General features: G+C 40.7%; 18 protein-coding genes and 1 pseudogene. 10 read left to right on the top strand and 9 right to left on the bottom strand.

Translation table 11 applies throughout. The features are described from left to right. Positions 1 to 101: 101 nt before the first annotated feature. From AB6F11_RS08145 to wecA (AB6F11_RS08110), 8 genes are all read left to right on the top strand, one after another. Entirely contained in the window at positions 102 to 1,484 is a 1,383-nt protein-coding gene (locus AB6F11_RS08145) for a hypothetical protein (protein ID WP_372179462.1), read from the top strand. After that, the gene (locus AB6F11_RS08140) at positions 1,484 to 2,665 is read left to right on the top strand and encodes a glycosyltransferase (protein WP_269984476.1); all 1,182 of its coding nucleotides are present in this window, start codon (positions 1,484 to 1,486) and stop codon (positions 2,663 to 2,665) included. The genes AB6F11_RS08145 and AB6F11_RS08140 overlap by 1 nt, the downstream gene beginning before the upstream one ends. A gap of 16 nt (positions 2,666 to 2,681) precedes the next feature. Beyond that, complete coding sequence (locus AB6F11_RS08135; RefSeq protein ID WP_372179460.1) at positions 2,682 to 3,929, top strand: O-antigen polymerase; 1,248 nt, start codon at positions 2,682 to 2,684, stop codon at positions 3,927 to 3,929. Then, positions 3,929 to 5,122 carry a glycosyltransferase family 4 protein gene (locus tag AB6F11_RS08130; protein WP_372179457.1) on the top strand — a complete coding sequence of 398 codons (1,194 nt, stop codon included), beginning with the start codon at positions 3,929 to 3,931 and terminating at the stop codon, positions 5,120 to 5,122. The genes AB6F11_RS08135 and AB6F11_RS08130 overlap by 1 nt, the downstream gene beginning before the upstream one ends. A gap of 10 nt (positions 5,123 to 5,132) precedes the next feature. Continuing rightward, positions 5,133 to 6,569, top strand: a complete 1,437-nt coding sequence (locus AB6F11_RS08125; protein ID WP_372179454.1) for a mannose-1-phosphate guanylyltransferase/mannose-6-phosphate isomerase — start codon at positions 5,133 to 5,135, stop codon at positions 6,567 to 6,569. An 84-nt stretch (positions 6,570 to 6,653) separates the two neighbouring features. Further along, complete coding sequence (locus AB6F11_RS08120; RefSeq protein ID WP_372179452.1) at positions 6,654 to 8,072, top strand: phosphomannomutase; 1,419 nt, start codon at positions 6,654 to 6,656, stop codon at positions 8,070 to 8,072. An 85-nt stretch (positions 8,073 to 8,157) separates the two neighbouring features. After that, the gene (locus AB6F11_RS08115) at positions 8,158 to 9,324 is read left to right on the top strand and encodes a nucleotide sugar dehydrogenase (protein ID WP_372179449.1); all 1,167 of its coding nucleotides are present in this window, start codon (positions 8,158 to 8,160) and stop codon (positions 9,322 to 9,324) included. Between the two features lie 222 nt (positions 9,325 to 9,546). After that, positions 9,547 to 10,623, top strand: coding sequence for a UDP-N-acetylglucosamine--undecaprenyl-phosphate N-acetylglucosaminephosphotransferase (gene wecA / locus AB6F11_RS08110; RefSeq protein WP_016801066.1), 1,077 nt, complete (start codon positions 9,547 to 9,549; stop codon positions 10,621 to 10,623). Between the two features lie 241 nt (positions 10,624 to 10,864). On the opposite strand, the gene wecA (AB6F11_RS08105) is transcribed toward wecA (AB6F11_RS08110), so the two are convergent. The 6 genes from wecA (AB6F11_RS08105) to AB6F11_RS08080 all read right to left on the bottom strand — a co-directional run bounded on the left by wecA (AB6F11_RS08105) (position 10,865) and on the right by AB6F11_RS08080 (position 20,334). Continuing rightward, the gene (gene wecA / locus AB6F11_RS08105; RefSeq protein WP_372179446.1) at positions 10,865 to 11,929 is read right to left on the bottom strand and encodes a UDP-N-acetylglucosamine--undecaprenyl-phosphate N-acetylglucosaminephosphotransferase; all 1,065 of its coding nucleotides are present in this window, start codon (positions 11,927 to 11,929) and stop codon (positions 10,865 to 10,867) included. Positions 11,930 to 12,161: 232 nt separating this feature from the next. After that, complete coding sequence (locus AB6F11_RS08100; protein ID WP_372179443.1) at positions 12,162 to 12,758, bottom strand: hypothetical protein; 597 nt, start codon at positions 12,756 to 12,758, stop codon at positions 12,162 to 12,164. Next, complete coding sequence (locus AB6F11_RS08095) at positions 12,755 to 13,918, bottom strand: tyrosine-type recombinase/integrase (RefSeq protein ID WP_372179441.1); 1,164 nt, start codon at positions 13,916 to 13,918, stop codon at positions 12,755 to 12,757. Before AB6F11_RS08095 ends, AB6F11_RS08100 begins: the two co-directional genes overlap by 4 nt. A 307-nt stretch (positions 13,919 to 14,225) precedes the next feature. After that, positions 14,226 to 15,569 carry a hypothetical protein gene (locus AB6F11_RS08090; protein ID WP_372179438.1) on the bottom strand — a complete coding sequence of 448 codons (1,344 nt, stop codon included), beginning with the start codon at positions 15,567 to 15,569 and terminating at the stop codon, positions 14,226 to 14,228. 66 nt (positions 15,570 to 15,635) lie between these two features. Further along, positions 15,636 to 18,725, bottom strand: a complete 3,090-nt coding sequence (locus AB6F11_RS08085; protein WP_372179437.1) for a hypothetical protein — start codon at positions 18,723 to 18,725, stop codon at positions 15,636 to 15,638. Further along, positions 18,715 to 20,334 carry a hypothetical protein gene (locus tag AB6F11_RS08080; protein WP_372179434.1) on the bottom strand — a complete coding sequence of 540 codons (1,620 nt, stop codon included), beginning with the start codon at positions 20,332 to 20,334 and terminating at the stop codon, positions 18,715 to 18,717. Before AB6F11_RS08080 ends, AB6F11_RS08085 begins: the two co-directional genes overlap by 11 nt. A gap of 692 nt (positions 20,335 to 21,026) precedes the next feature. Here AB6F11_RS08080 and AB6F11_RS08075 point away from each other — a divergent pair. Continuing rightward, positions 21,027 to 21,581, top strand: a complete 555-nt coding sequence (locus tag AB6F11_RS08075; RefSeq protein ID WP_372179432.1) for a GTP pyrophosphokinase — start codon at positions 21,027 to 21,029, stop codon at positions 21,579 to 21,581. Positions 21,582 to 21,689: 108 nt separating this feature from the next. Continuing rightward, a complete protein-coding gene (locus AB6F11_RS08070; protein ID WP_372056680.1) occupies positions 21,690 to 21,983 on the top strand; it encodes a hypothetical protein in 294 nt (97 codons plus the stop codon). A gap of 601 nt (positions 21,984 to 22,584) precedes the next feature. On the opposite strand, the pseudogene AB6F11_RS08065 reads toward AB6F11_RS08070, so the two are convergent. The 3 genes and pseudogenes from AB6F11_RS08065 to AB6F11_RS08055 form a co-directional block, all read right to left on the bottom strand. Further along, a pseudogene (locus AB6F11_RS08065) lies at positions 22,585 to 22,986 on the bottom strand (type II toxin-antitoxin system death-on-curing family toxin). Further along, positions 22,986 to 23,156, bottom strand: coding sequence for an acetyltransferase (locus AB6F11_RS08060; RefSeq protein WP_367971151.1), 171 nt, complete (start codon positions 23,154 to 23,156; stop codon positions 22,986 to 22,988). Before AB6F11_RS08060 ends, AB6F11_RS08065 begins: the two are co-directional and overlap by 1 nt. 741 nt (positions 23,157 to 23,897) lie before the next feature. Continuing rightward, positions 23,898 to 24,788 carry a nucleotidyl transferase AbiEii/AbiGii toxin family protein gene (locus AB6F11_RS08055; protein ID WP_372056682.1) on the bottom strand — a complete coding sequence of 297 codons (891 nt, stop codon included), beginning with the start codon at positions 24,786 to 24,788 and terminating at the stop codon, positions 23,898 to 23,900. Between the last annotated feature and the right edge of the window lie 12 nt (positions 24,789 to 24,800).

The raw sequence follows: 24,800 nt of genomic DNA, 5'->3' as shown, positions 1-24,800 counted from the left end.
CAATAGTTACCTTTCTCTATTTCTTGAAGGACAAAGGGTTTCTTTATTTGTTCCCTGTTGTAATAATGTCGCATAAATTAATTAAATTTATTTTTGGTACTATGGAAAATATAAAAAGATACTTAAAATTATTGAATAAATACAATGAGTTTGATCTTGCTTATCTGTATGGGCATAGGACAAAAGATCTTGATTACCTAGTTAATACTAGTAAAAGTAAACCATATATTAGAATAATTTCTCTTGTTTATTTTTTGCTTAAACGAATATCATTTGGGAATGATATTAATAAAGGAGGAATATTGATATATGCTGGAACTTTTAATCAGTTAAATTCAATTCTAAGCACCTATTCTGAGTTAGATAGATTGGGTGGTAGTCCAACTCTTCTTATTGAACCTAATCTAAAGAAAATATGTATAGATAAAAAAATATCTTTTACAGTTTTGAGTTTTTCTATCAAAAATGTGATTGGAGCAATCTTTCTCAACGTCATAAGGTTTAGATTTATATTTTCGAAACATAAAGAAGTATCTGGGTTTCGGAATTGCTTCGACTACTTTTTCAAATCACACTATTATATAAATTATTTTTCACATTTAATTGATTATATGAAACCAGAAGGTGTTTTGGTTTCAAATGATCATAATGTATCTAACAGAACACTATTAAAAGTAGCTAAACAATTTAAAGTAAAATCTTTTTATATCCAACATGCCAGTGTATCTCACCTATTCCCAAAGTTAGACATGGACTTTGCTTTATTAGATGGAACTCAGGCATTAAATGCGTACAGATGTAATAAAAAAGGCATAAATAAAACAAGTGTGTTTTTATCTGGTGTAAAGAATTCGTTATCTAAGTTAGAAATAAAACCTTTATCAGAGGATTTATCGGTTGGCTTGGCTCTTAACAGTCTTGATAATATTGGTAAAGTCTGTCAACTAATCGATACAGCTATAGAAAAAAACATATATTTGCGAGTTAGATTTCATCCAAGTCAAGACGCTTCTTATATTAATTATATTATTTCTAGATATGATTCTGAAATTAATATTAAATTTACTACCCCTAGAGAAGAATCTATAGAATATTATTTTTCTAATATAACGGGTATCATAGCTGGAAATACGGGAATACATTTAGAGGCATCTTTGTCTGGTATTCTTTCAATATATTTCGACTTTAGTGAGGACGGTAAATATTTTGATTACTATGGTTTTGTGAAAAATGGTATTTCTTTGAATTGCGATCATGTCTCGGATGTCTTTAATTTTTTCATCGGTGACTATTCGATGAAAAGAGATATGATTGAAAATATACAAAGCTATAGTTCAACCTTTGGTACCAAATGGCAAGGAAATGAAGGTGAACTTTCAGCACGAGTAATTATGGATACTTATGATAAATGGTTATTTATTGAAAGAGAGTACTATGTTGATAAAAAAAACAATGAGAAAATTTTTAATTTAAGGCGAGTGTGATGGGAAAAAGAGTAGCGGTTTTCACAAGTGACTTATATCAGGGTGGTGTTGCTGAAAGCACTCGAAAAATAGTGGATCACTTAAGTGATACATGCACGGTTGATGTAATTGTTTATGATACAACACCGATTTTAAAAAAAGTTAAGTGCGCAAATATAGTTAGATTAAACCTACCTCTTTCTGCTAATTTTTCGACATCGAAGTTCAATCTTTTATGCAAGAAGATTTTTAGATATCCGGCCTTATTAATTGCTGTTTTTAAGTTGTATAGATATAAGGTTAAATACAAGCCTGATGTTATATATTCAATGACATATATACCTAATATAGTTAACGTATTGGTGTCGCTGATGCTTGGAGAAAGTTGTAAGACAATACTATCTGAAAGGCAAGACCCGCGTAAAGACCTTGTTGAAGGAACATTTTTAACTTATATATTGAAGTTTTTATATAAGAGATCGGACGTAATTCATGCCAATTCAAATGAGATGATAAGATCGATAGAAACTTTTTATCGAGTACCTAGGTCAAAAATTTTCCATTTAGATAATTTTTTTGTTTTGGATGATATTAAGAAGTTGAGTAGAGAAGGTATAGAACATGATTATGAATATATTTTTAATAACTTTAAGGTTATTGTTACTGCTGGTCGATTGTCAAAACAGAAAGGTCAATGGCATTTGATTGATGCGTTTGATGCTCTTTGCAAGAGCAATGATGCCTACCGTCTTGTCATTTTAGGTGAAGGCGAGCTGCGGAACTTTTTAGAAGATAGAGTTAAAAAATACAAATTGGAAGATAAGGTGTTTTTTCTCGGAAATGTTGACAATCCACATAAGTATATAGCCCGGTCACACTTGTTTATATTTACTTCTTTGTGGGAATCTTTTGGTAACTGTCTTGTAGAGGCAATGGCATTAGATATACCAATAATATCAACAGAGTGTGAAAGTGGGCCTGGTTACATCATTGATGGAGGAAATTACGGTTTATCATTAGGTAAGCTATCTGATGACTTAAGTGAAATATCGAGAAGTGATGTAATTAAGATTGTAGATTCAGTAAAATTTTTTGAAAACGAAGATAATCACAAGAGATTTTCATTGAAAAGTTATGATCGAGCAAAGTTCTTTGATGTTGATGAATTGAAAGATAAGATTGATAAATTGTTCCAGATATAAAGTGTAGGGTATTTTAGTGAAATTTATTTCGGCCTTGTTGATTTTTTCTATACCATTTTGGAGCCTACCATTTATTCCAGGTACTTACTCAGCTATAAGTCCATATTTGGCTGGTTTATTAGGCTTTATATTTGTTTTCGGAAGTAGAGTTAGTTTTTCAATCGATACTGTGTTGTATACATTATTCTTCATTTTCCTATTAGTCTCATATTCACTATATTCGATATATGTTGGTCATTTTAATGTTATATTCCTATCTGCTTATGTCATAGGTTTGCTTTGTTATCCTGGTTTTTATTTTTCTTTTCGCATTCTTGGTAAAGATAAAATACGTGATTATTTACTGTTGTTGTCTCGAATTGTTTCTATCTTCGCAATAATCGAATTTTTGATGTCAAAAATAGGATTTCTTTCTCACGTAAAATCGTTATTGACACTTATTTTAACCGGTTCAGCAAAGCAAGGGTTTGTGTTAACAACTAATGAACTATCGTGGGCTGTTCAACTTTTGCTGTTTGCTAGTATTTTTATCTATGTTAATTATAAAGATAGAGAAAACAGGTTCGATTTTTTCCTCTTGTTTACGAACTTTTTGATTATTTTAGTGTCATTTTCACTTACCGCTATTAGTGTTTTAATTATATCTTTAAGTTTTTATTATTTAGTTTTTCGTAGAGTTTCGCTTACTAATGTTCTTAAGTTTATTATTGCGGTATCGGTTTTTGTTAGTGTTTTTATTTTTATTTTTAAGTTCTGGAATCAAGGTGGTTACACTTTTTCAAGAATATCTAAATTATATGATATTGAATTGTATGATTTGAAAAATGCTTTTTATTATATTATTTCTGTTGATAATTCTCTATTGGTAAGGATTGGTTATCCGTTTGTTGCTGTTAATATGATTATTGATAACCCGGTAGGTTATGGGATTTCTGGTTTTTCTTATTACCTTAAAGATTATACAGATCTTATTGCTACACCTACAATGTATCTATCAGAATTACCACGGCACTTAGAAAATTTAAATGCAGATCCAAGAAATCTGATTTTGCGTCTTGGCGTTGATTTTGGGATTTTTGGTATTTTTTTATTTCTATGTGTGTTTTTTTCTAGAGTAAAAATCTGCTCTAGTCTCTCTAGAGACAAGCTTTTGGCTACTTTGCTTATTTCGTTAAGCTTTGGCGCTATGATGCAGTTTTCAACGTTTTATTTCTTTCTCTATCCTTTCACTATAGCATATGTAACTTTTTTACGAGATTATTGATGGCAAAACAAAAGAAAATTCTAGTGTTAACTCCACGCTTTCCTTATCCTGTTATTGGAGGTGATCGTCTACGTATATTTGAGATATGTAAAGAGTTGTCGAAAAACTATTCAATAACACTCTTAAGTCTTTGTGAAAATGAAAATGAGATGGAAATGGATACTCCTGGTGACGGTGTTTTTTCATCGATTCATAGAGTGCTATTACCGAAGTGGAAATCATATCTAAACTGCTTATTAACACTTCCGACTACAAAGCCTTTACAGGCAGCTTATTATAATAGTAATGATTTTTTAAATATGGTTGAGCAATTGTCGTTAGAGCATGACTTGATATTACCTCACCTTATTCGAATGGCTGATTATGCCAAGAATATAGATAAACCAAAGATTCTCGAGATGACTGATGCCATTTCTATGAATTATTATCGTGTTATAGAAACAAAAAATAATGCAGGTTTGAAAGGTTATATCTATAAAGTTGAACAGTCCCGTTTAAATCGTTACGAAAAAGGAATTGTAAAGTACTTCGATTATAATGTGTTTGTATCTCAATTTGACAAAGACTTTCTTTTTGATACCTCGGACGAATGTTACGAGAAAACACTTGTTTGTTCCAATGGCGTTGACTTGTCATCTTTACCTTATGAGTTTTCGCCAAGCAAGAAAGAAGTTGTTTTTATTGGTAATATGTTTTCTGCACAAAACTTTGATGCAGCAATGTGGTTTGCCAAAGAATGTCTACCCTTATTACGTAAACATGGTGATTTTACTTTTAAAGTTATTGGTCGAATTAAACCTGAAGGTGAGCAAAAACTTAAACGTATCGAGGGGGTTGTTGTAACCGGAGCCGTTGATAATGTAGTTGCACATGCAAGAGGGGCTGTTGCGGGTATATGCTCTGTTCGTTTAGCTGCTGGTGTTCAGAATAAAATTTTAGAATATATGGCATTAGGCTTACCTTCTATTACAACTGCTACAGGATTAGAGGGGTTAGACTCGACTCCAGAGCAAGATATATTAGTTGCTGACACACCTGATGAATTTACTAAGCAAATATTGCGAATAGATAACGATATTGAATTCGCTAAGTTTTTATCAGTAAACGCGCTTAACTACGTACAAAATAATCATTCTTGGTCGGGTAAATTGGCTCCTGTCACTATCGCTATTAATAATCTTCTTTCAAATTAAAGGTATTCTCATGATTCAACCTGTCATTATGGCCGGTGGTACTGGTTCTCGTCTTTGGCCTCTATCTCGCGAACTTTATCCAAAACAGTTTTTAAAAGTAACTGGCGAGCAGTCAATGCTACAACAAACCTTTGCACGTCTTGAAGGACTCGATCACACAGCTCCGTTACTTATTTGCAATGAAGAGCACCGTTTCATTGCCGCAGAGCAAACGCGTTTAGGTGGTTTTGAGCATTCCGGAATTATTTTGGAACCAGTGGGTCGTAATACAGCTCCCGCTATTGCTCTTGCCGCGCTTCAAGCTATAAAGCAAGTTGAAGGGTCGGATGTTGAACCAATATTATTAGTGCTTGCAGCTGATCACTTGATTGAAAACCGAATAGTATTTCAGCAGTCCGTTAAACAAGCTTTGGTTCATGCTAAAGCGAATCAATTGGTCACCTTTGGTATTGTACCTACTGCAGCAGAAACCGGATATGGCTATATGAAACGTGGTGTCTCACAAAATGGTACAGCGTTTAAAGTGGACAGTTTTGTAGAAAAGCCTAATTTAAACACCGCTCAAGATTATTTAGATTCTGGGGAGTATTACTGGAATAGCGGTATGTTTATGTTTAAAGCTTCTCAATACATAGAAGAATTGAAAGCTCATAACCCAACCATGCTAGAAGCTTGTGAAAAAGCCATGAGTGCCACCCAAGCTGATTTAGATTTTGTACGCGTAGACAAGCAAGCATTTCAAGCATGCCCAGCGGATTCAATTGATTACGCGGTGATGGAGCCAGTTTGTGCACCTAGCGGCTCAGGTAACTTAGTGGTTGTGCCAATGGATGCAGGTTGGAGTGACGTCGGATCTTGGTCTGCATTGTGGGATGTAACTGAAAAAGATAATAACAATAATGCTCACAAAGGCGATGTGATTGCAGTTAAATCTACGGACAATTATGTATATGCTGAAAATAAACTGATTGCAACAGTCGGTGTTAATAACCTGGTGATTGTTGAAACTAAGGATGCCATCTTAGTTGCGGATAAATCACAAGTGCAAGATGTTAAAGCGATTGTACAGCAACTAAAAAATTCAGAACGTTCTGAATATAAAATTCATCGTGAAGTTTATCGCCCTTGGGGTAAATATGACTCGATTGATTTTGGTGCGCGTGACCAAGTGAAACGAATCACCGTAAACCCAGGGCAAAAGCTTTCTATTCAAAAACACTTTCATCGTAGTGAGCACTGGATTGTCGTTGCAGGTACAGCAAGTGTGACCAATGGTGATGAAGTAATTTTGGTGACTGAAGACCAATCGACTTATATTCCTTTAGGTACGATTCATGCCCTTGAGAACCCAGGTAAGATCCCATTGGAAATGATTGAAGTGCAAACGGGTTCATACCTTGGTGAGGATGATATTGTCCGCTTTGAAGACAGATATGGTCGTATTTAAGAGGTCGATTAATATTCGCTCTTTTTAGGGCGTTTATGATCACTTAAGTTATTCAGTATTTCACAATATGTGTAGATTTTTCTTATGTTAATTAGTTCGCAAGTAATTAAAGAGTCAGGTATTCAATTTGGCACCAGTGGTGCGCGTGGTTTGGTAGATCAGTTCACTGCTGATGCCTGCGCAGCTTTTACTTATGCATTTATGCAGTGTATGCAAGGGCAGTTTAATTTCAAAACAGTTGCGCTTGCCATTGATAATCGCCCGAGTAGTCCTGCGATGGCGCAAGCTTGTATTAAAGCCTTAGAGCAACTGGGCCTTGAAGCCGTTTATTATGGCGTCGTACCAACACCAGCGTTGGCCTATGTGGCAATACAAGACAACATTCCATGCATTATGATTACTGGTAGTCATATTCCTTTCGATCGTAATGGTCTTAAGTTTTACCGACCTGACGGTGAAATTACTAAAGCTGATGAGCAAGCGATTTTAAACGCTGATGCGGCATTTACTGCAATCAGTGATTTACCTGAACTGATCGTTAACCAACGCGCGGCAACGGACTATATCGCTCGTTACACTGAGTTATTTGATGCTTCATTACTTAGCGGCAAACGTATTGGGATTTACGAGCACTCAAGTGCTGGGCGTGATTTATATGCGCCGTTATTTACTAGTCTTGGCGCTGAAGTTATTTCACTAGAGCGTAGTGATGAGTTTGTACCGATTGATACTGAAGCGGTAGCAGATGCGGATAAGCTAAAAGCACAAAACTGGTCTAAGCAATATCAATTAGATGCTATTTTCTCGACCGATGGCGATGGTGACCGTCCGCTAGTGGCAGATGAGAACGGTGAGTGGTTACGTGGTGATATTCTTGGGTTGTTATGTTCAAGTGCGATGAACATTGAAGCACTTGCAATACCCGTTAGTTGCAATACCGTGGTTGAGAGCTTAGATGTGTTTAAACATGTTGAGCGTACAAAGATTGGTTCGCCTTATGTTATTGCCGAATTCGCGTCACTGGCGAAGACGTATGCTTCTATTGCCGGTTTTGAGGCTAATGGTGGCTATTTACTGGGTAGTGATGTTCAAGTGAATGGAAAAACGCTGAAAGCACTGCCAACTCGTGATGCCGTTTTACCTGCTCTGATGCTGCTTGCTGCTGCAGGAGAAAATGGTATTTCTCCACTGGTTAATGCCTTACCTAAAAGAGTGACTGACAGTGACCGTATTCAAAACTTTGCAACCGAAAAAAGCCTGCTAATTTTAGCTGATGGTCAGGCTAACCCAGAACTGTTATTGGCTAAGCTAGGTTTTGACTCGGCAGCAATTAAAAATGTTGATGTTACTGATGGGTTACGTTTAACGCTTGATAACGATGATGTTATTCATCTTCGTCCTTCAGGTAATGCACCTGAGTTACGTTGTTATTCAGAATCTACGAGTATCGCTAGTGCTAAGAGGTATGTTGATAAGGTCTTAGAGAAAATTCAATTAATCTAAACTACATTAGCCAAGCTATTTCTTTTTCTATTTAGCTTGGCTATTAAGTTTTCATATACCAACGATATAGTATTTAGGGATTCAGATGAAAATTGCTATTGCAGGTACGGGTTACGTAGGCTTGTCGAACGCGATGCTTCTTGCACAACATAATGAAGTTATTGCTGTAGATATTGTGGAAGAAAAAGTACAGTTACTTAACGATAAAAAGTCACCAATTGTTGATACTGAAATTGAAGACTTCTTATCAAATAAGTCTTTAGGCTTCACAGCTACACTCGATAAAGAGGTGGCTTATTCTGATGCGAAATACGTCATCATCGCTACACCCACGGATTACGATGTTGAAACCAACTACTTTAATACCTCTTCAGTCGAAGCGGTGATAAAAGATGTAATGGCGATTAACCCAAATGCGGTGATGGTGATCAAGTCGACCGTGCCTGTAGGTTATACTGCAAGGATTAAACAAGAACTTGGTTGTGAGAATCTACTGTTCTCTCCTGAATTTTTGCGTGAAGGTCGCGCGCTTTACGATAACCTGCACCCATCTCGTATTATTGTTGGTGAGAAAAGTGAGCGAGCTAAAGTGTTCGCTAATCTTCTTGTTGAGGGTGCAGTTAAAGGCGATATTGAAGTTTTGTATACTGATTCAACCGAGGCTGAAGCCGTTAAGTTGTTCTCAAATACTTATCTAGCAATGCGTGTTGCCTATTTTAATGAATTGGATTCTTATGCTGAATCTCATGGTTTAGATGCACGTCAGATTATCGAAGGTGTAGGCTTAGACCCACGTATCGGTTCGCACTATAACAATCCGTCATTTGGCTATGGGGGTTATTGTTTACCGAAAGATACTAAGCAGCTGCGCGCCAACTATGCAGATGTGCCAAACAGCATCATTGGTGCGATTGTTGATGCTAATACCACACGTAAAGATTTTGTGGCTGACTCTATCATCAAGCGTAACCCACAATGTGTTGGTATTTACCGTTTGATCATGAAGTCAGGCTCCGATAATTTCCGAGCATCTTCAATTCAAGGCATCATGAAGCGCCTCAAAGCCAAAGGCATTGAAGTGATTGTGTATGAACCTGTACTGGAAGATAAAGAGTTCTTCAACTCTGCTGTGATCAAAGGTCTTACCGAGTTTAAAGCGATGTCGGATGTGATTGTTTCTAATCGGATGGTTGAAGAGCTTCAAGATGTCGCTGATAAGGTGTACACCCGAGATCTATTTGGAAGTGACTAATGGCTTCCCAATAGTCTCATTTAAAAAAGAGGATCCTTTGTGATCCTCTTTTTTCTAATAAAAACCATGGCTTAGTCTGATGAGTGTCTCAGTGCTGAGACGAAGTTGAGACCGTTTTATTTTGCGCTTGATCCTCCCCAATAGGTGAGGATAGGTGGCTTATTCATGAAATAGCTATAAGAATAATATCTAATAATAACAACCTAAAAAGGGCTTAAATCAATGTCGCTGTTTGATTACCTTATTGAACTCTCTATGTTCTTCTTTCTTGCCCTTGCGGTGTTGTATTGTATGCGAAAAGTCGGCTACGCCATTGGCTTAGTTGATAAACCGAATGCCAGAAAGCATCATGAGGGTGTAGTTCCTCTGGTCGGCGGTATATCTCTTTGTATTACCTTGTTGTACTTCTTTTACCTGAATGCTGCCGAGATCAATAACGCTGGGGTGATAGGGCCATGTTTAGCGGTTCTGGTATTGATCGGTGTGGCTGATGACCGCTTCGATATCAGTTTTAAACTGCGTATGGGCGTGCAAGCTGTATTGACGCTCATCGTGATGCATTATACTGGGCTAACGCTTTCTCATGTTGGTAATGCATTTGGGTTTGGTGTTTGGGACTTTCCGGTTGTCATCGATTATGTTGTTACCATATTGGCTGTGATCGGTGCAATTAACGCCTTTAACATGGTTGATGGTATTGATGGGCTCCTGGGCGGTTTAAGCATAGTGGTCTTTACATCGTTAGGTGTGGTGTTTTATGCCCATGGCCTTGAGTTTTATACCTTCTTTATGGCAGTGATGGTGGTTATCTTACTTCCCTTTGTGCTGTTTAATTTGGGGTATTTTGGCAAACTACGTAAAGTGTTTATGGGGGATGCCGGTAGCATGATGATCGGCTTTCTTGTGATCTGGATTTTAATCCGAGGAACACAGCCTGAACACGGCCACTATACGATTCGTCCGGTGACGGCATTGTGGTTAATTGCGGTGCCTTTGATTGATATGATGGCCATTATGATCCGTCGCATTCGAAAAGGGCATTCACCGTTCCAACCTGACCGAGAGCATTTTCATCATATTATGCAACGCATTGGTTTTACACCACGTGAATCTCTCGTTGTGATTTGCTCGGTACAGTTGATTTATTCCACCCTGGGTTTATTAGGTGAATACTTCCAAGTGCCAGAATACATTATGTTCTACACCATTACGGTGTGCTTCTTGTTCCACACTTACGCGATGACGCACTCTTTTAAAATGGCGAAAATCGTACGAAAGTGGAAGAAGCTAGAAAGCTAGAAATGAGAAAACTAGAAAGCGAGAAACAAGAAAAGCGAGTCGTTCGATAAAATGGCGTAGCGCAAAATACGGTAAATTTAGAAAGGGCCCAACCTCACTGTGAGGTTGGGCCCTTTTTCGTTTATCTGGTGAGTTCAGGTTTAATCTTTTGGCTCATAATCCTCTTCGCTTGAAAGTCTTCATTGATTCTTCTTTTTTGAGCCTTTTTTCTTGAACCTTCTTTTCTTAAGAACCTAGGCCATTAATATACTTTTTCGGGAAGGTTGCGGCAGCGTCTAACCCAACTGGTAATGCGCCAAACATAACTCATCGCTACGGTATAAGCAGCAAAGCAAACCAGAAATAGAATGAACATGGTTGATTCCGGTACCTTTAAGAATTCACCGTAGATACCAAACCCTGCAAAGCTGCTGGCAATAGCACAAATAATGGCGAGGGTTTGGCGAGGCGTAAACCCTAGGCGTTGGAAAATATGGTGTAAGTGTTCCCTGTCGGGTTTAAAAGGGGAGTCACCGCGGCGTACGCGTCTGAACATGATCGCGGCCATATCCATCAGCGGAATGGCAATCAACCATAAAGCAGTAATAGGGCGCATTTGTGCGGCTGATGGATCTTGGCTAGCGCCGAGCAGTAACCAAATAACGGTAAAGCCAATCATCATGCTGCCCGCATCGCCCATAAAGACTTTACGTTCTCGCCCGAGAATACCGAGATTCATTAAGATATAAGGAATAATCGCAACAATAAACACCACGCACAGGTACGCTAAGCCATGCTGACTGTCGACTTTCAGTAATATCGCGATAGCACCTAAGGTTACAATAGCAAGCCCACCGAGCAAACCATCAATACCGTCCACCATATTAAAGGCATTGATTGCGCCTATCACCGCTAAAGTTGTGATAACTGGGCTAAGAAAACCTAAATGTAAATCGCCAAGCCCGAAAAGGTTACCGATGTTTTCCAATCGAAGATCGGCAAAGTACATCATGCAAATGGAGAGGAGGGCTTGAACAATAAGGCGGAGCTTGAAACTGATATCGAATTTGTCATCAAGGGCGCCGATAACAATAAGCGCGGCGATAGAGGCCAAAAAGACCTCACTATGCGGGATGACATTTGGGTGGGTAACGAGGTACTGGCTGATCGATAAGCTGATCGCAATGCCTCCGACAAGTGGGATTGCGCCGTTATGTAACTTCCTTTCATTTGGTTTATCGACTAAACCTACCGCTTTCGCGACTTTTCGCATCAAAAAGAGTGAGGAAAAGGAGAAGAAGCCAACAAATGATAGCTCTAATAACATGATGAATCCTAGCCAGTTTTTATTGTAGGTAATTTATTTGCGTAAATAATACGCTAACGAATTGGTTATGTATACTGTTGACTATGGTCTGATCTGTTTATGAATGTTTAATGATTTATTTTGTTTATTTATGAGAAAGGGTTAATCATTCGTATCTAATCGTTCAGGTGAGGCATGTCGCGTTTAAAATCAAGAGCTAGAGGATGCCTAGCCCTTGGTATACTCAAAGTTATCAACCTAGCGAGTCATTCCATTGCCAAGGTCGCTGGCTATAGTGATATTGGTTGAGCTGAAACGACACGGGTGTTTTGATGGCCGCATAGCTGTAACACTGCCTATCATGCGGTTTATCGACCATGACGGCCTTCTCGCCATAACAAATATCACTGCGTGGATCTTGATAATGCTCATACAAAGATAACGATAATGCTTGGCACCATTGAAGATGCTTTTCCCAAACAGTCGTTCTATCCCAATGGCCATCGGTTTGTTTCAGTGCGCTGTAGTATTTGGCTAAAGGCAGCCCAGCGTACTGAGTGTGTAAACGAACATCGTGAAACATGACCATCTCTGCGCTCAGTATGCTGTCGGCATACTCATTCAATACCGAATGTAGCCTCGGTTCCTCCATAAAGCGCTCATAACATTGCTTTGCTATCGCTTCTAAACGGTTTTGTTCGTTCAATGAGCTCAACGACATGACTCGTTTGTTACCGATGAGGGTATAAACCGAAGGCAGCTCAATACCTAAAGCGAAGGCGCACAGTTGATGCTTGTCCGTTAGGTTTTGATGAAAGTACTGGGCGCGGTTAAAAGACAGTATCATCATGCTATGCCTCCTAACATCATATCGTTAAACGCGTTTCCGTCTTGTCTGGAAGCGTTGGCGACATAAGGGGCGTACACCTCAAAAAGGAGTTTGGTATCGCTGTGCCCTAACTTATGTGAGATAAAAAGCGGATTCTCATGCGCGGCAATGTGAAGTACTGCTGCAGTGTGACGCGTCTCGTAGGCGCGGCGAGGTGTGAGCCCGGCCTTTTTCAAGGTTGGATGCCATACCTTTTGACTGATGTATTGCGTATTGAGTCCCTCTCCGGTTTTGGAGGGAAATACAAACGGGCTGTTGTTATTTCTTTTGTTCCATTGACGCTTGAACGCGGCGTATAAGGTGTCACACATCTGCAAATCACGACGAGATTTGGGTGTTTTCACATCGCAAATTTCCCCATTCACATAATTTTGTCTCACACGAATCAATCTATGCTCAAAATCGATGTGCTCCCAATGCAGTCCATGTACCTCACAACTTCGCATCCCCGTCCAAAATCGCAGTAAAAAATAATCATGCCACTGCTCATTGCAGCACTCTAAGAAAGTGCGCACTTCTTCCATGGTCAGTGGTTTCGAATCTGCTTTTTCTTCTTTAAGGGATTTGTAGCGTCGAAAGGGATATTTGAAGTCATGCTCTTCAGCGGCAAGGCTGATAATGGCGATCAGTGGCCATAAAATATTATTGATGCGCTTGTTGGTGAGCTTGCGCGTGCCATCATCTTTTCGACCTTCTTGCAGCGTCTGACGAAAAAACTCCACTTGGGAGAGTGACACCTCAGAAACGAGCGTATTGCCAAAGTGCGGAATGAGGTAGTGTTCGAGCGTGTTTTTGACCACGCTTTGATAGCTGCTTTTCCAATTGCCTTTTTGACGCTCATACCACTGGTTCGCAAAGTCATTAAAAAATGGATACAGACGGTCGGGGTACTTCTCGCGCTGTAAACGTTCAAACAGGTCGACTTTTTTACTGTCAGGGAAGTAGTCGCGGTATTGAAAAGTGCCAAGGTCAATCTCGGCGTTCATTTGTTTGAGGGCGGCTTGAGCAAGCCTTAAATTTTTTGGGCTAGCCATTTGTTTGGTGCCTTCGCGAAAGCGTTGGCCGTACACATGAATATCGAACTGAATGCGCCCATTCGGACGTACGCGAATATGAGCCATAGTGGCCTCCATCGATGTCAGATCTTAAATAGATCTGTCCCTCACCAATGGAATTCGCTAGAATCGAGCCATCGGCTGGGTCTGGTTTAAGTCCTCGCAGCCGGTACGGGGTAGGGAGGTTGCCGCCTTCCTATCCCAACTGCATGTTTACTCTTCTCAAACTCGGGTGTGTATCACGGCTTTATTGCCCAATGAACCTATCACCCTGCTTGTATAAAGTTTCACCATTCAATCTAGACTCATACTGTTTTAATGTCCAGTGTTTATGCGAATTTTCTGTGCGGTTATCTCTGCACCGCTTCGCGTTTTAAAACATCGACTCTAAATCTAAGGTGTGGTTTTCTCCTGCTTTTTCCGGCTTAGCCAAGCCTTTGTCTTTTTTATAATCTTCCAGCGCGATATTAATCTCTCGAATTTTCTGCGTGTTGTTAATGAGTTCGACAGCAAGGGATTGTGTCGGGAGATCGTTTCTGGCTTCGTCAAAGAAGCCCATATACGTTTCGAGACGGTCATTTTTATAGATGGTGACTTTCATCTCTTTCATTTCGATTAAGTTCGAAATTTTCAGGTCGAGAAACGATTTTAAATGAATCAGCACGATGATTTGCTTGTAGCTTGGCATGGATAAGTTAGACACCAAAATGGGTTTGGTGTGCGTTTCCTTTTCAACTTGCGCGACTAAGAACGAGTCCTCTTTTTGAATCACAAAATACGCCACGTCTTGAGAGCGGACATCAAGATAGTTGCGCAAAGCTGTTACTTCAGCCTTGAATGGAGAGATGTCAACGGTAAAGGTGGACAATACGTCAAGTGTATCGGCCATTTTTTGCTTAAATTCATCAAGCCCCTCAAGCGACAGTGCCGAGCATTGTTCGGAAGTTTTGATGATTAGTTTATCGTTTTCTTGGCGGATCAGGATGTCTTTATCGGCCGTGTTTTCGATCATGTGCCCAAGTATTTCGACACCAGGCTCAGAGGAAATGAACGAATGCCCGAGATCGATGTTAAGGTTGGTTTTGCTCGTTGCAACCTTACCTTGGCGCATGATTTTGAGTTCTTTCGTCTCCGGCTCAAATTCAATCATTTGGAAAGGGGAATGCGGCTTTATCTCATGGATAAGACTTTGACAGGTGGATTTGCTGATCGTTTGATAGTCACGTTGAACATCTGAATCAATAAACTGAAGGTGCAGATCAAGCGGAGCTTGCGTCTTAATTTGGCGACGACAAGCACGAGCTAGGATGGCATCGACATCATTTTTTTTGTTAAGAAGAGAGACCGCTTTGGTGTCGTAGATAATGATAGAAGGCGTGGTGTCTTTTAAATGACCGTCAATGTGGAGAGTAACGAAGTCCTCTTTCATGAGGTTTTTAAGCTCGATGGCAGATTCAAGCCAGTTTTTAAAGATATCACCCGACAATGAAAATGAGCGTAGCGCCTTGTTCACTCTGATGCCGTCGTTGAGATCTAAGGCAATGAGTGAATATTCAGGCGTATGCCCACCAATGATTTTGCATTGGTTTTTCTCAAAGTCAAAACAGAAGCTGACACAAAAGTCGTCGCTATTTTTGATGAGTTGACGTTGTATGCGTTGTAAGCTTTTTTGGGCGAATTTCGCGTTAATATGAAGTGGGACGGTCTTTTTTTTCATTCAATTTCCTTTATTGGTTGAAGGTGTCGTCATTGATATTGAGCGGCGTTTGGTTGCTCTAGTCCTTCATGACTCTTGCTGTTTGTGAGTCTGAAAATAGGCCAGATACTCATAGATATAATGCACCGTTTGCGGTGCCAGTGTGATGCTCTCTCGAAGGGAGAGTGTGATATGAAGCTCTGTGCTTCCTTCGTCTTTCTTCGTGATAAGGATAGTGTCTTTTTCATCGGCAAAGCGTTCATGGATGTTTTTCTTTTGTCGCGTCGGGTCTGTCTTTCCATTCACCATGAGGTTAAAGGTCGAGTGATAAAACTGAAGCTCGGGTACTTTAAAGGCCTCTCGAAATAGGGCGCCATCCTTTTGGTTTGTCGACATCTTGATTAAAATATGCGGCTTTCCATTACCGTCAATCAGCTCCATATGTTTCACTTTGCCTATGGCTTTCTCCCATTTTTTGCGTGAAACCTCAGGCTTATGCTTGTTGGAGTAAGCCCAAATGGTGCTGATGTCTGAAATGAGGAGGCGGTCTTTATTGTGATTGAACTGCTGGCAAAAAAGCGTCTTAAGTAAACTGTGTTGAATGCTCGGAAAAGGGCGACAATCCGGTTGATTTGCACGTAACGCTTTATCGGATAGCTCCGTAAGCAGCGTAGTTAAGTGTGATGTTGCTACGGTGTTGGGTTGGCCCTTGGGCTTTGGAGGGAACAAGTGGTTGCAAAGGGCCTCTTCGGAGAATAACAGTGAGTAATGCTTCTTTTCTTCTGTTGAAAGCTGCGCGTATTGCGTGTCTAACTTCGCGATGCGTCGAGATAGATCGTTCGATCCTTTTTTTAACCCCAATAGCCAACACAGTTCTGCTCGAGTGTAAGGTTTATTCTCTTTTGGATTCCCTGATTTTCGATAAAACGGGTAAAGCCAATCAATGCCATGGACATAGTGCTTACGTGTTGTGGCGTAGTGTTTGTGCCCGATTTCTCGAATGAGCTCTTCAAACACCAAATTATCATTGAGACTAAGCGTGTCCTGTACTTCTAACCAATGCTGAAATTGCGCGTTCAATACCTCTTGGGTCATCAAGGCTTGTAGTTTGGGTGGTAATCCCATATCGGTATCAGCGCCATGGCTGATGAAATGCAGGCTTTGAAGAAGAGAAACAAAGGCACCCGAATGCCTTAAATGATGAAAGCGGGCATCTTCACCACAAATCGCTTTAATCGCTTTGGTGGCGGGTAATAAGTAATGCAGCTGTCTTGATGTCGTGCTTTCATTTTCGAAACCAATGAGTGGCATCTGTGGGGAACGGCTGGTAATGCCCGTGCGAGCGGACAATCTCGGTTTGAGCTTGATGCACATACGAATGAGTGTGGCAAACTCAGGGGGAAGGTGTACGTGCACCCATCGTGATTGTCTGTTTTTCGTTTTGCCTTCCTTCGTTTGGGTTATATGCAGCGTAAAGTATTGATTATCATCTGAACCATGATTCGGGACGGCTTTTTTAGCGGGCCAAATGTCTTTAATTCGCAGTCGTATTATTTCACTGCGTCTGAGTTTGCCAAAATACGCCAGAATGACTGCGGATGCGCTGAATAAGCGCTGGAAGAAATGCCCTTTTGTATTACTGACTAAGACATGAACAATCTGGTGCAACGCGTCAATAGAGATGAAATTGGCGTCCACATTGACGGGTACGATTGGGTTGTGCAGTTCGTTTAAATCGATGTGATCGGTTAAATCTTGCGTCGTTAAAAACTTAAAGAAGCGGTGGAGTGTTTGTTGTGAATTGGAAGTGGTGAGCTTTGCATACGTGCGGTGTGCCCAAGCCATGAGTTCATCATGGTTTTGGCTCGCTTCAAAACTTAAAGGGGACGACTTGAGTATCTTCGTTAATCCTGAATATTGAGTCAGTGTATTGTCGCTGAGAACTTTAACCCGCTCGCCACCGTACAATATCAGGTTTTTTACAAATAGCCCCGCCAGCTGAGGCAAGACATTGTGCATTTGCCATCTCGTCACGTCGTACTCAGTTGGCTTTGTTCGGTTTTTCTTATACGCATTTAAGAGTTGCTGGTGAGGCCATTGTTCTTTTTCGCCTGGCTTTACTTTTTCATACCACTTGTCATCCCAAGTTTGTGCATAAATATCATCGAGTTGCTTCTCTTGATTGGGAATACTGAGTGTTTTCAGCTCATAGGCGACGTGTCTTGCCGGGTAAGCGATGTCTTTTAAGAGTGTTGGCACTACGTCGTCACGGTAATACCAGATCGCTTGCAAGAGAAAATGCAACTGCGCCTTTGAGCAAGGATGGGTTGGTGAGGAAGCGCCAGTTGATGGCTCGACGTCATTGATCAGTTGGTTAATTAAGGCATGAAGTCGGTCTTTGAGCCGATTGAGCCCCATTGAGGGATGAGAAAGCGTTGCCGCGTGTTGCTCATAGAAGATGGTTAAGGCGCGATAAACGAAGAGCGGTAAATGGTAGCGAGTAAACGACGCGTCATCGGCTTCTTTATCTGGCCGGCCTTTACTTTGGCGGCCTTGGATGTGTATTAGACGCAGATAAAGACGGTTATCGACGATTTCAATACAACCTGGCGACGTAAGTATGTGATGGAGATAGTCGATGGGCAAAGGGGCCACTTCTAGCGCTACGATTAACGCGACCTGCTCTTGACTAAGCGGAGTTCTCTTTTGATAAAAGGTCTCTAAAAATGTGTTGTACCTTTGAAGAAGGTGATAGGACGCACACGCATGAGACGTGATGTTCTCAAAGAGCTTGGCGTCATGATCGACTAATTTTTTTTCTTCTGTTTTCGGTATTTCCCATCCAAGTACATGGTGGAGATACAGTAAAATGGCGGTCAATGCGTTTTGGTAATTCGATTTGAGTCTTGCCGGTTGGTGTATCCATTGTCGTCTGATGTCACTTAACGTGGTTTCCGTGACTTGACGGCGGGCTTCTTGAGTGTTTGGCCAGCGGTGTAACACCCACTTTATGGCGTCTTCTGATGGCGTTAATGCATGGTTTTGCTGCGTGTAATGCACAATGTGCTGGATAGAGAGTGCATGCAAGAACGAAGCAGAAGCCTGGATGGTGGCTTTATCGTCTTTATCGTCTTTATGGCTTGTTGAAGGCGCGCTGCGCGCTGAGTTATCTGACATAGCACACCTTTTGTAAGTTAAAGTTCGAGGCAATGCGATTGACGTGTTGAACGAGTTGTTGACGATGCAGGGGGAAGATATGGTCATTGCCGATATTTTCACCGAGGTTCGCGTGCCCCATCAGTCTATCGATTTGAGCGTTACTTAAAGAAGAAGGGGTAACATGTTCGAGTGCGAATTGAGCAAAAGTATGGCGTATCGAGTAGGCCAAAAAGGTCGCCCCTCGTTGTTTTAAAAACTGGCGCAAGAGACTGGCAGAGACCGCTTGCGCCTTTTGATTATCATTGACCAGATACCACAATATGTCTTTCTCTAACTGGAAAGCCTGCGTGGGTAAGCGCGACATTACCCTCTGTTGTAATCGCTGATATTGATGAATTTGCTCAGAAAGGTACTCATTGATGAAGATTTCACGATAATGCCCCTTATCGTACACACTCGCTTTTTTCCCTGGAAAGTAACGCCGAGACTCAATACTGATATGGTGGGTGGGGCGTACGCCAGTACAGATCAAAAAGCATAATGTGAGATGATAAGTACATAAATTGTAATAGGAGACGAGCGCCTCGAGAGAGTTGTCTTCCTCAATCATTATGGCGTGTGAATGGACATCACTCTCCAGTTGGCGAAAAAAGCTCGCTAAAGTCACCACATCTACGTTACGTCGGCTGCCGATCAATATGGGCGTTTGCGCCGAACTTGGCTTGGATTCGCCTTCGTGATAGTGAAGTTGTTCAATGCTATGAGCTTCTAATGCCGCAGGGATGCTTTGTATTAAGGTAGTATCCACCAAGTAGACGCGTTCTATCCCCGAGCGGTTTTTTGTGCGTCTCTCTACGGTGAATTTCTCTTCAAGATTTAACGCTCTGATCTCAAAAATTAAGCGTTCTAGATAGCGTTCATGCGCTCGAAATATTTTCGCTCGTATTCGGTCACTGGATTCTTGTTGATAATACCGAGCATGGTCGTGATGAACCCTATGATGCTGATGAGTAAGTACATATCGAGGCAGTGCGGAGAGGCGATTGTCATTTTGAATGCAGATATTGAAATAGTTAATGAGGTTATCTTTTCGGCCCACCGATTGCTCTAACTCATCCAATCCATGTTGTTTCCAACGTTTCTCAATCATGGTCTTGAGTTCCCCTTTTTCGTTTGAGCTTAAAAAAGGACGTTCGTAGCCGCGTAAGGAAAGAAATCGCTGAAAAAAAGGGTTGAGACGAGAGGGGACAGGTTGCCATAAATAGACGATGCGGTTTTTGACTGGGTAAGCGACAGCGTATTCAACCCAAGAAGTGGAGTCGTACATGACGGTTCTAAACGCATTTTTTTGACACGTTTTGTAAGCCTGTTGGCGGAAAAGATCGGGCAGTGTGTAGTCTGAGATCTTAGCGCTATTGTCTTGTTTTCTTAACGAGGCTAATTCGCCCGTAAGCCAAAGATAAATGAACACAAAAAAGAATTTTTCTCGTTTTCGTATCGGGAGTCGGCTGCGATTTAAATTTTTGAAAATTCGGGTAAGGGAAGTGACCGAGAGCTTGGCTTCAGGGTAAGGGGCGCCACTTTGTTTGTTTCGATTTTTTCTTTTTTCGTTCGCAGTATAACCCAAAGCGCCCCTCTCAGAATAATCACTAGAGTGAAATGTTGTTCAATTAATGAACAGGTATTTATAATGAAATCAAGAGTGATTTGTGAGGTCAAGAGAAAGAAAGGAGGTCGCCATTGTTTGTGCGGTAAATGTGAACTGGCATCCAGAAAAAGTGAATCGCGTAGCATAGATCTTAGGCTACCGGCCTGCCGGATGACACGGACAATATGGAAACATAAGAGGTAAAAGACACGCCGAGCTAAGGTGAAGCGTCTCAAGCCAGTACAGTGACTTGATTAAGGTTTATATCGAAGATAACCGGATCAGTATCATCAAAACTTTACCTCGGACTTTTTCGAACCATGAATTTGCGATAATCTCTGAGTATCATTCTCAACGACTTGCGCATTATAACAACCGCCCCTCTTTCTTTTTTAGCAACGACCTCATCCTCCCCAAAGCAGAAGAATGCGACCAGACATCTTGCTTATTTGGTCGATATAGGGTGTTTAGAGAGAACCGTTTCGGGAGGTCGGAGTACAAGATATGTACCCAATAAGGCTTAATGTTCATAGGGAGGTGCAGTGTGTTTTTTCTGCAGAGCTTTAGAGGTTCTTTTGTGGCTTTTGCTTCCATTACCACACTTGCTATACTTCCATCTATATTTAATCATGTCAGATTATTCATCAGTCAGTTAAAGCCGTGGAGGTGGGATGAAAGAGCAAGTTAAAAAACTCATTGAAGAGATCAATAGAATTGACAAAGAGTTTTCAGAATCTTGCTTTGATCAGGGGATGTTTGAGCAAGTGAAGCTATCTAGGACAATCTCGAACGTTCCGGCCTCTCATATCTATAAATACCGCTTAGTGCTTCATGAAAGCATCAATGACTATCTCATGACCTCTCATATTGAGTTGAAATACTTTTATCGAGTAAAAACAAGAGAAAGTATCGACGATAAAATTACGCGTTATAGTGAGCGCGACAATCAGTATCCGGTGAACAATTGGCTCAATGATATTTTTGGGGCAAGGATTATATTAACCAAGTCCGAGATTGCAGAAGTGATGGAAGAGCTGGATAACTGGCAAGATGAACTTGGTTTGAAAAACTGGTATTTGCGTGATAAGGAAGGCTATAAAGGACTTCACATCTATTTTAAAAATAGAAGTAACTTTTACTTTCCGTGGGAACTTCAAATTTGGGATAAAGAAGATTTGAGGTCGAATGTCGAAAACCATGAGAAGTTTAAGCGAAGCTTTATTTAAGATTTATCACGGCGACACTACAAGAGCCATGTGTTTCGTTGTAAACACTCGATGTTCAAAGCAACTCAATCATGTACAAATAAACAATATTAAGTACGCGAGGGTGCTATGAAAACAAGTACCATTTATGCAGAAAAAGCAGTGTCATCAAGCGAAGCTAGAAAGCACTTTAAAGATTGCTTATCAGGGGAGCCTGTCGTCGTTTTATCGAACAATGAGCCTGCTGGTTATATGATGAGCGCCACTTTTTTTGAAGGACTTATGAAAGCTTTAGAAGGCAAGAATGTTGACTCTGCTTCATGGTTTAGACCAATGAGTGCTCGCTTAGCAGTCATTGCTCACCTGAATGCTCAAGCATTAACAGAACTTGATGAGAATACTTTGGGTGAGTTTCAAGAGTGAGTAGGTCATTAAATATTCGAGTTTTTAAGCATAAGATCTGAATTGATGCACTTACTGAAAGTGAGCTTCTTTCATGTCGATACCAATTTCTCCATTTATGGCTAAACGATTCATGAAGCTTGTAGTGCGTAAGCTATCGATATTGCTGAGAGTATTCTTAAATGCACCTGTTGATGGGGTAAAGAGACATCAACGAGCTTAAGTTTTGGTTTACAGAGGAGGAAAAAACATGAATACGACCATTGAAAAAGTGGAAGGTTTAAGCAGTCAACAGTAGGGATTGCTGTGTTGGTCATGACTCATTGCGGGCGGAAAAAGCATTTTGATTTTCACTCCTGGTTTTGTAGCGATGTCAGAGCGGTGAGTGCTAGGTCATTAAAGGGGATATACTTGTTTGGGTATTGTACCAGTGGTCATCAACCGAGCTTCAACAAACGGATGTATAGCATGCTGATTCCAAGTTTTAATCATCGTTGTAGATGGTTCTTATTATATTGTTGACTGCTAACCGATTCTGATAACTATCCAAGTACAGAAAATTACTTTACTTGTCATTCAGTCTTGATGATGCAGATCAGGTTGCGCAACACCTTAATTCTGTTCAATCAACGAGGTTGTTTTCTTGCGCATATTGAGCATACAAAATATCTGCAAAATCGGTTTCCGAGATACCAGCGAGCACTAGGTCTCGAACGGCATCAGCCAACAACTCGTTATCGCTGGTCAACTCATAGTCGTTTAGAGATTAGTACTCAAGAGCCACCATTAATCCAGTTCGTTTATTTGCATCCGGAAGCGCATGGGCTACCGCAATACTAGCCGTATATTTTGCAGCAATCTCAAAAATATCGTCTAAACCATCATAGACAATAGCATTATCAATCCTACCTAAAGCGCCTTGCAATTTAGGAATATCGACGGCCCCATTCATACCAGGCTCAGTATCGAGTATGAATGTATTGATTTCTATGACTCGCTCGAATGGAAAACAAATAATGTCCATTACATATGAGCCAGTTTTTCAAACGTTTTCCGGTGGGTTCTCAATGCTAATTTGGACTCGGATTTAACAATTTGTTGTCCGTAAATTCCTGATAAATCGAGTTTTTTTGTGGCTTTAATCCTGGGCCTTTCAACCGCGCCCACACCATAAGATTCCATTTTCTTATTCATCGACCTTCACCTCTAAAATAACCATTTAAAATCTATTATACTATTAGCCCACCCAAAAAACATAACGTCGTGTGAGGTGGCGAGGCAACGCTATGACTGCGCTGTCAACAAAACGCCTTCTAAACTGAACATGCTACCCGTGTCAAGCGAGTACAAGCCATCATCTTGTCACGATTAAGAGCGCTGGTGAGGTATTCGACGCTTTGGCAGTATGCGCACGTGCATCGTACTGGGCGAGATATCAAAATACCCCCTGTTTTAGCCCATATTGGGTGTCACTTCATATCGAATATCAAACGAAAAAGGAACGATGCAAGGGGTGTACTTGGCGCTCTCATTGAGCCCCTTTTTCATGGCGTCGGTACAAGTCGGTTGCCATGGTCACTGCGATGCACACTGTCTCAAAGGGGCCTCAGTCGCCACGATTGTGTCTCAGGGTGAAACGTTCATCTCTGCAAGGCTTTGATTTTAATTGAGTTTTCGGGCTGAGTGAAAATGGCCCTAAGGCGCTACGGCCTTGAATTAAAACTTCAAACGGTGAGAATACTGCTGACGGTGGTCTCTCTATGAGTTGTTTTTCATGAGAGCGTTTACCAGCATACGTAAGATTATTTAGCTTTAAGCGTTAACATAGTAATCACAGCAACGGTGCCAAATCTTGAAATTAACAGTGCCATCTATAATATTTAAGACTTTACGGGGTATGCTCATTGCGAAATGAGACAGCAACCTAAGATAAAGCTAAAGGCTCATATCAAATTTATTTGTTGGTGAGCTTGGTTGTGAAACTCTCTTACCCATGCTACTAATCGTTTCTCTCACATAGTCCCAATACTCAGGTACATCAAGCGTTTTTGCTTGCAATGTTTGAGGTACAAATCGACTCATCTCGCTGTTGAAGTCTGCCTTGACTGCATCATTTTCAGTTAGGTTTTTTATTTGCCTGCCCAGCGCAATCAAAAAATCATCGCGCTCTTTGTCGCGGGCCTCTAGTTTGTTGTTGATTAACTGGTTATTGACCTCAATGCCTCTTTGATTTAGCCACACAATATCCCATACATCACGGGGCTTAATTCGCCTTGCCCTGTATGCTAGAGCAATGAATTTATCCGCTAAAATTTCGTCCATTGTTTGACAACGGATCAGCATACCTTCTGTTTGTGTGTCGATTCCGTAGTGATTTATAGGCACTCGATTTGTCAAATCGAAAGAGGGTAAAGCACAAACATCAATGTGCATTTTCTGTCTGGGCAGATCAGCACGGTTTGGTTCTTTCTCGATGCTGATTTTCCACGATGATGTATTCCCTTGCTTGTCTGGGCTAGGTTTATTGACGTATACAGGTATCTCATATTTCTTTTGCAAAAAGCTCTGTATTTCATCCTCAAGCCCATCAAACATCGATGGCTTAAAATCATGACCACCATTAAAGTCTAAGTCTTCAGATAACCGAGAACTGTTGTAGCAAAGGCGTAGTGAGGTACCGCCAATGAAGGTGAGTCTTTGTAGTGCCCCGTGTTCTGTCATGACATGCAAAATATCATGATGAAGTATCTCTTTTTCGATCACTTCAACAACGGGTGCTAACTCAGGGTTACGTTTTAGAATTTCGTCTATTTTTTGTTTTAGCATAGTAGAGAGCCT

The sequence above is a fragment of the Vibrio sp. 10N.247.311.14 genome (assembly GCF_041467715.1).
GTDB lineage: Bacteria > Pseudomonadota > Gammaproteobacteria > Enterobacterales > Vibrionaceae > Vibrio > Vibrio crassostreae_C.
The sequence above is the reverse complement of the archived record's forward strand: the minus strand, read 5'-3'. Positions and strand labels throughout refer to the sequence as shown.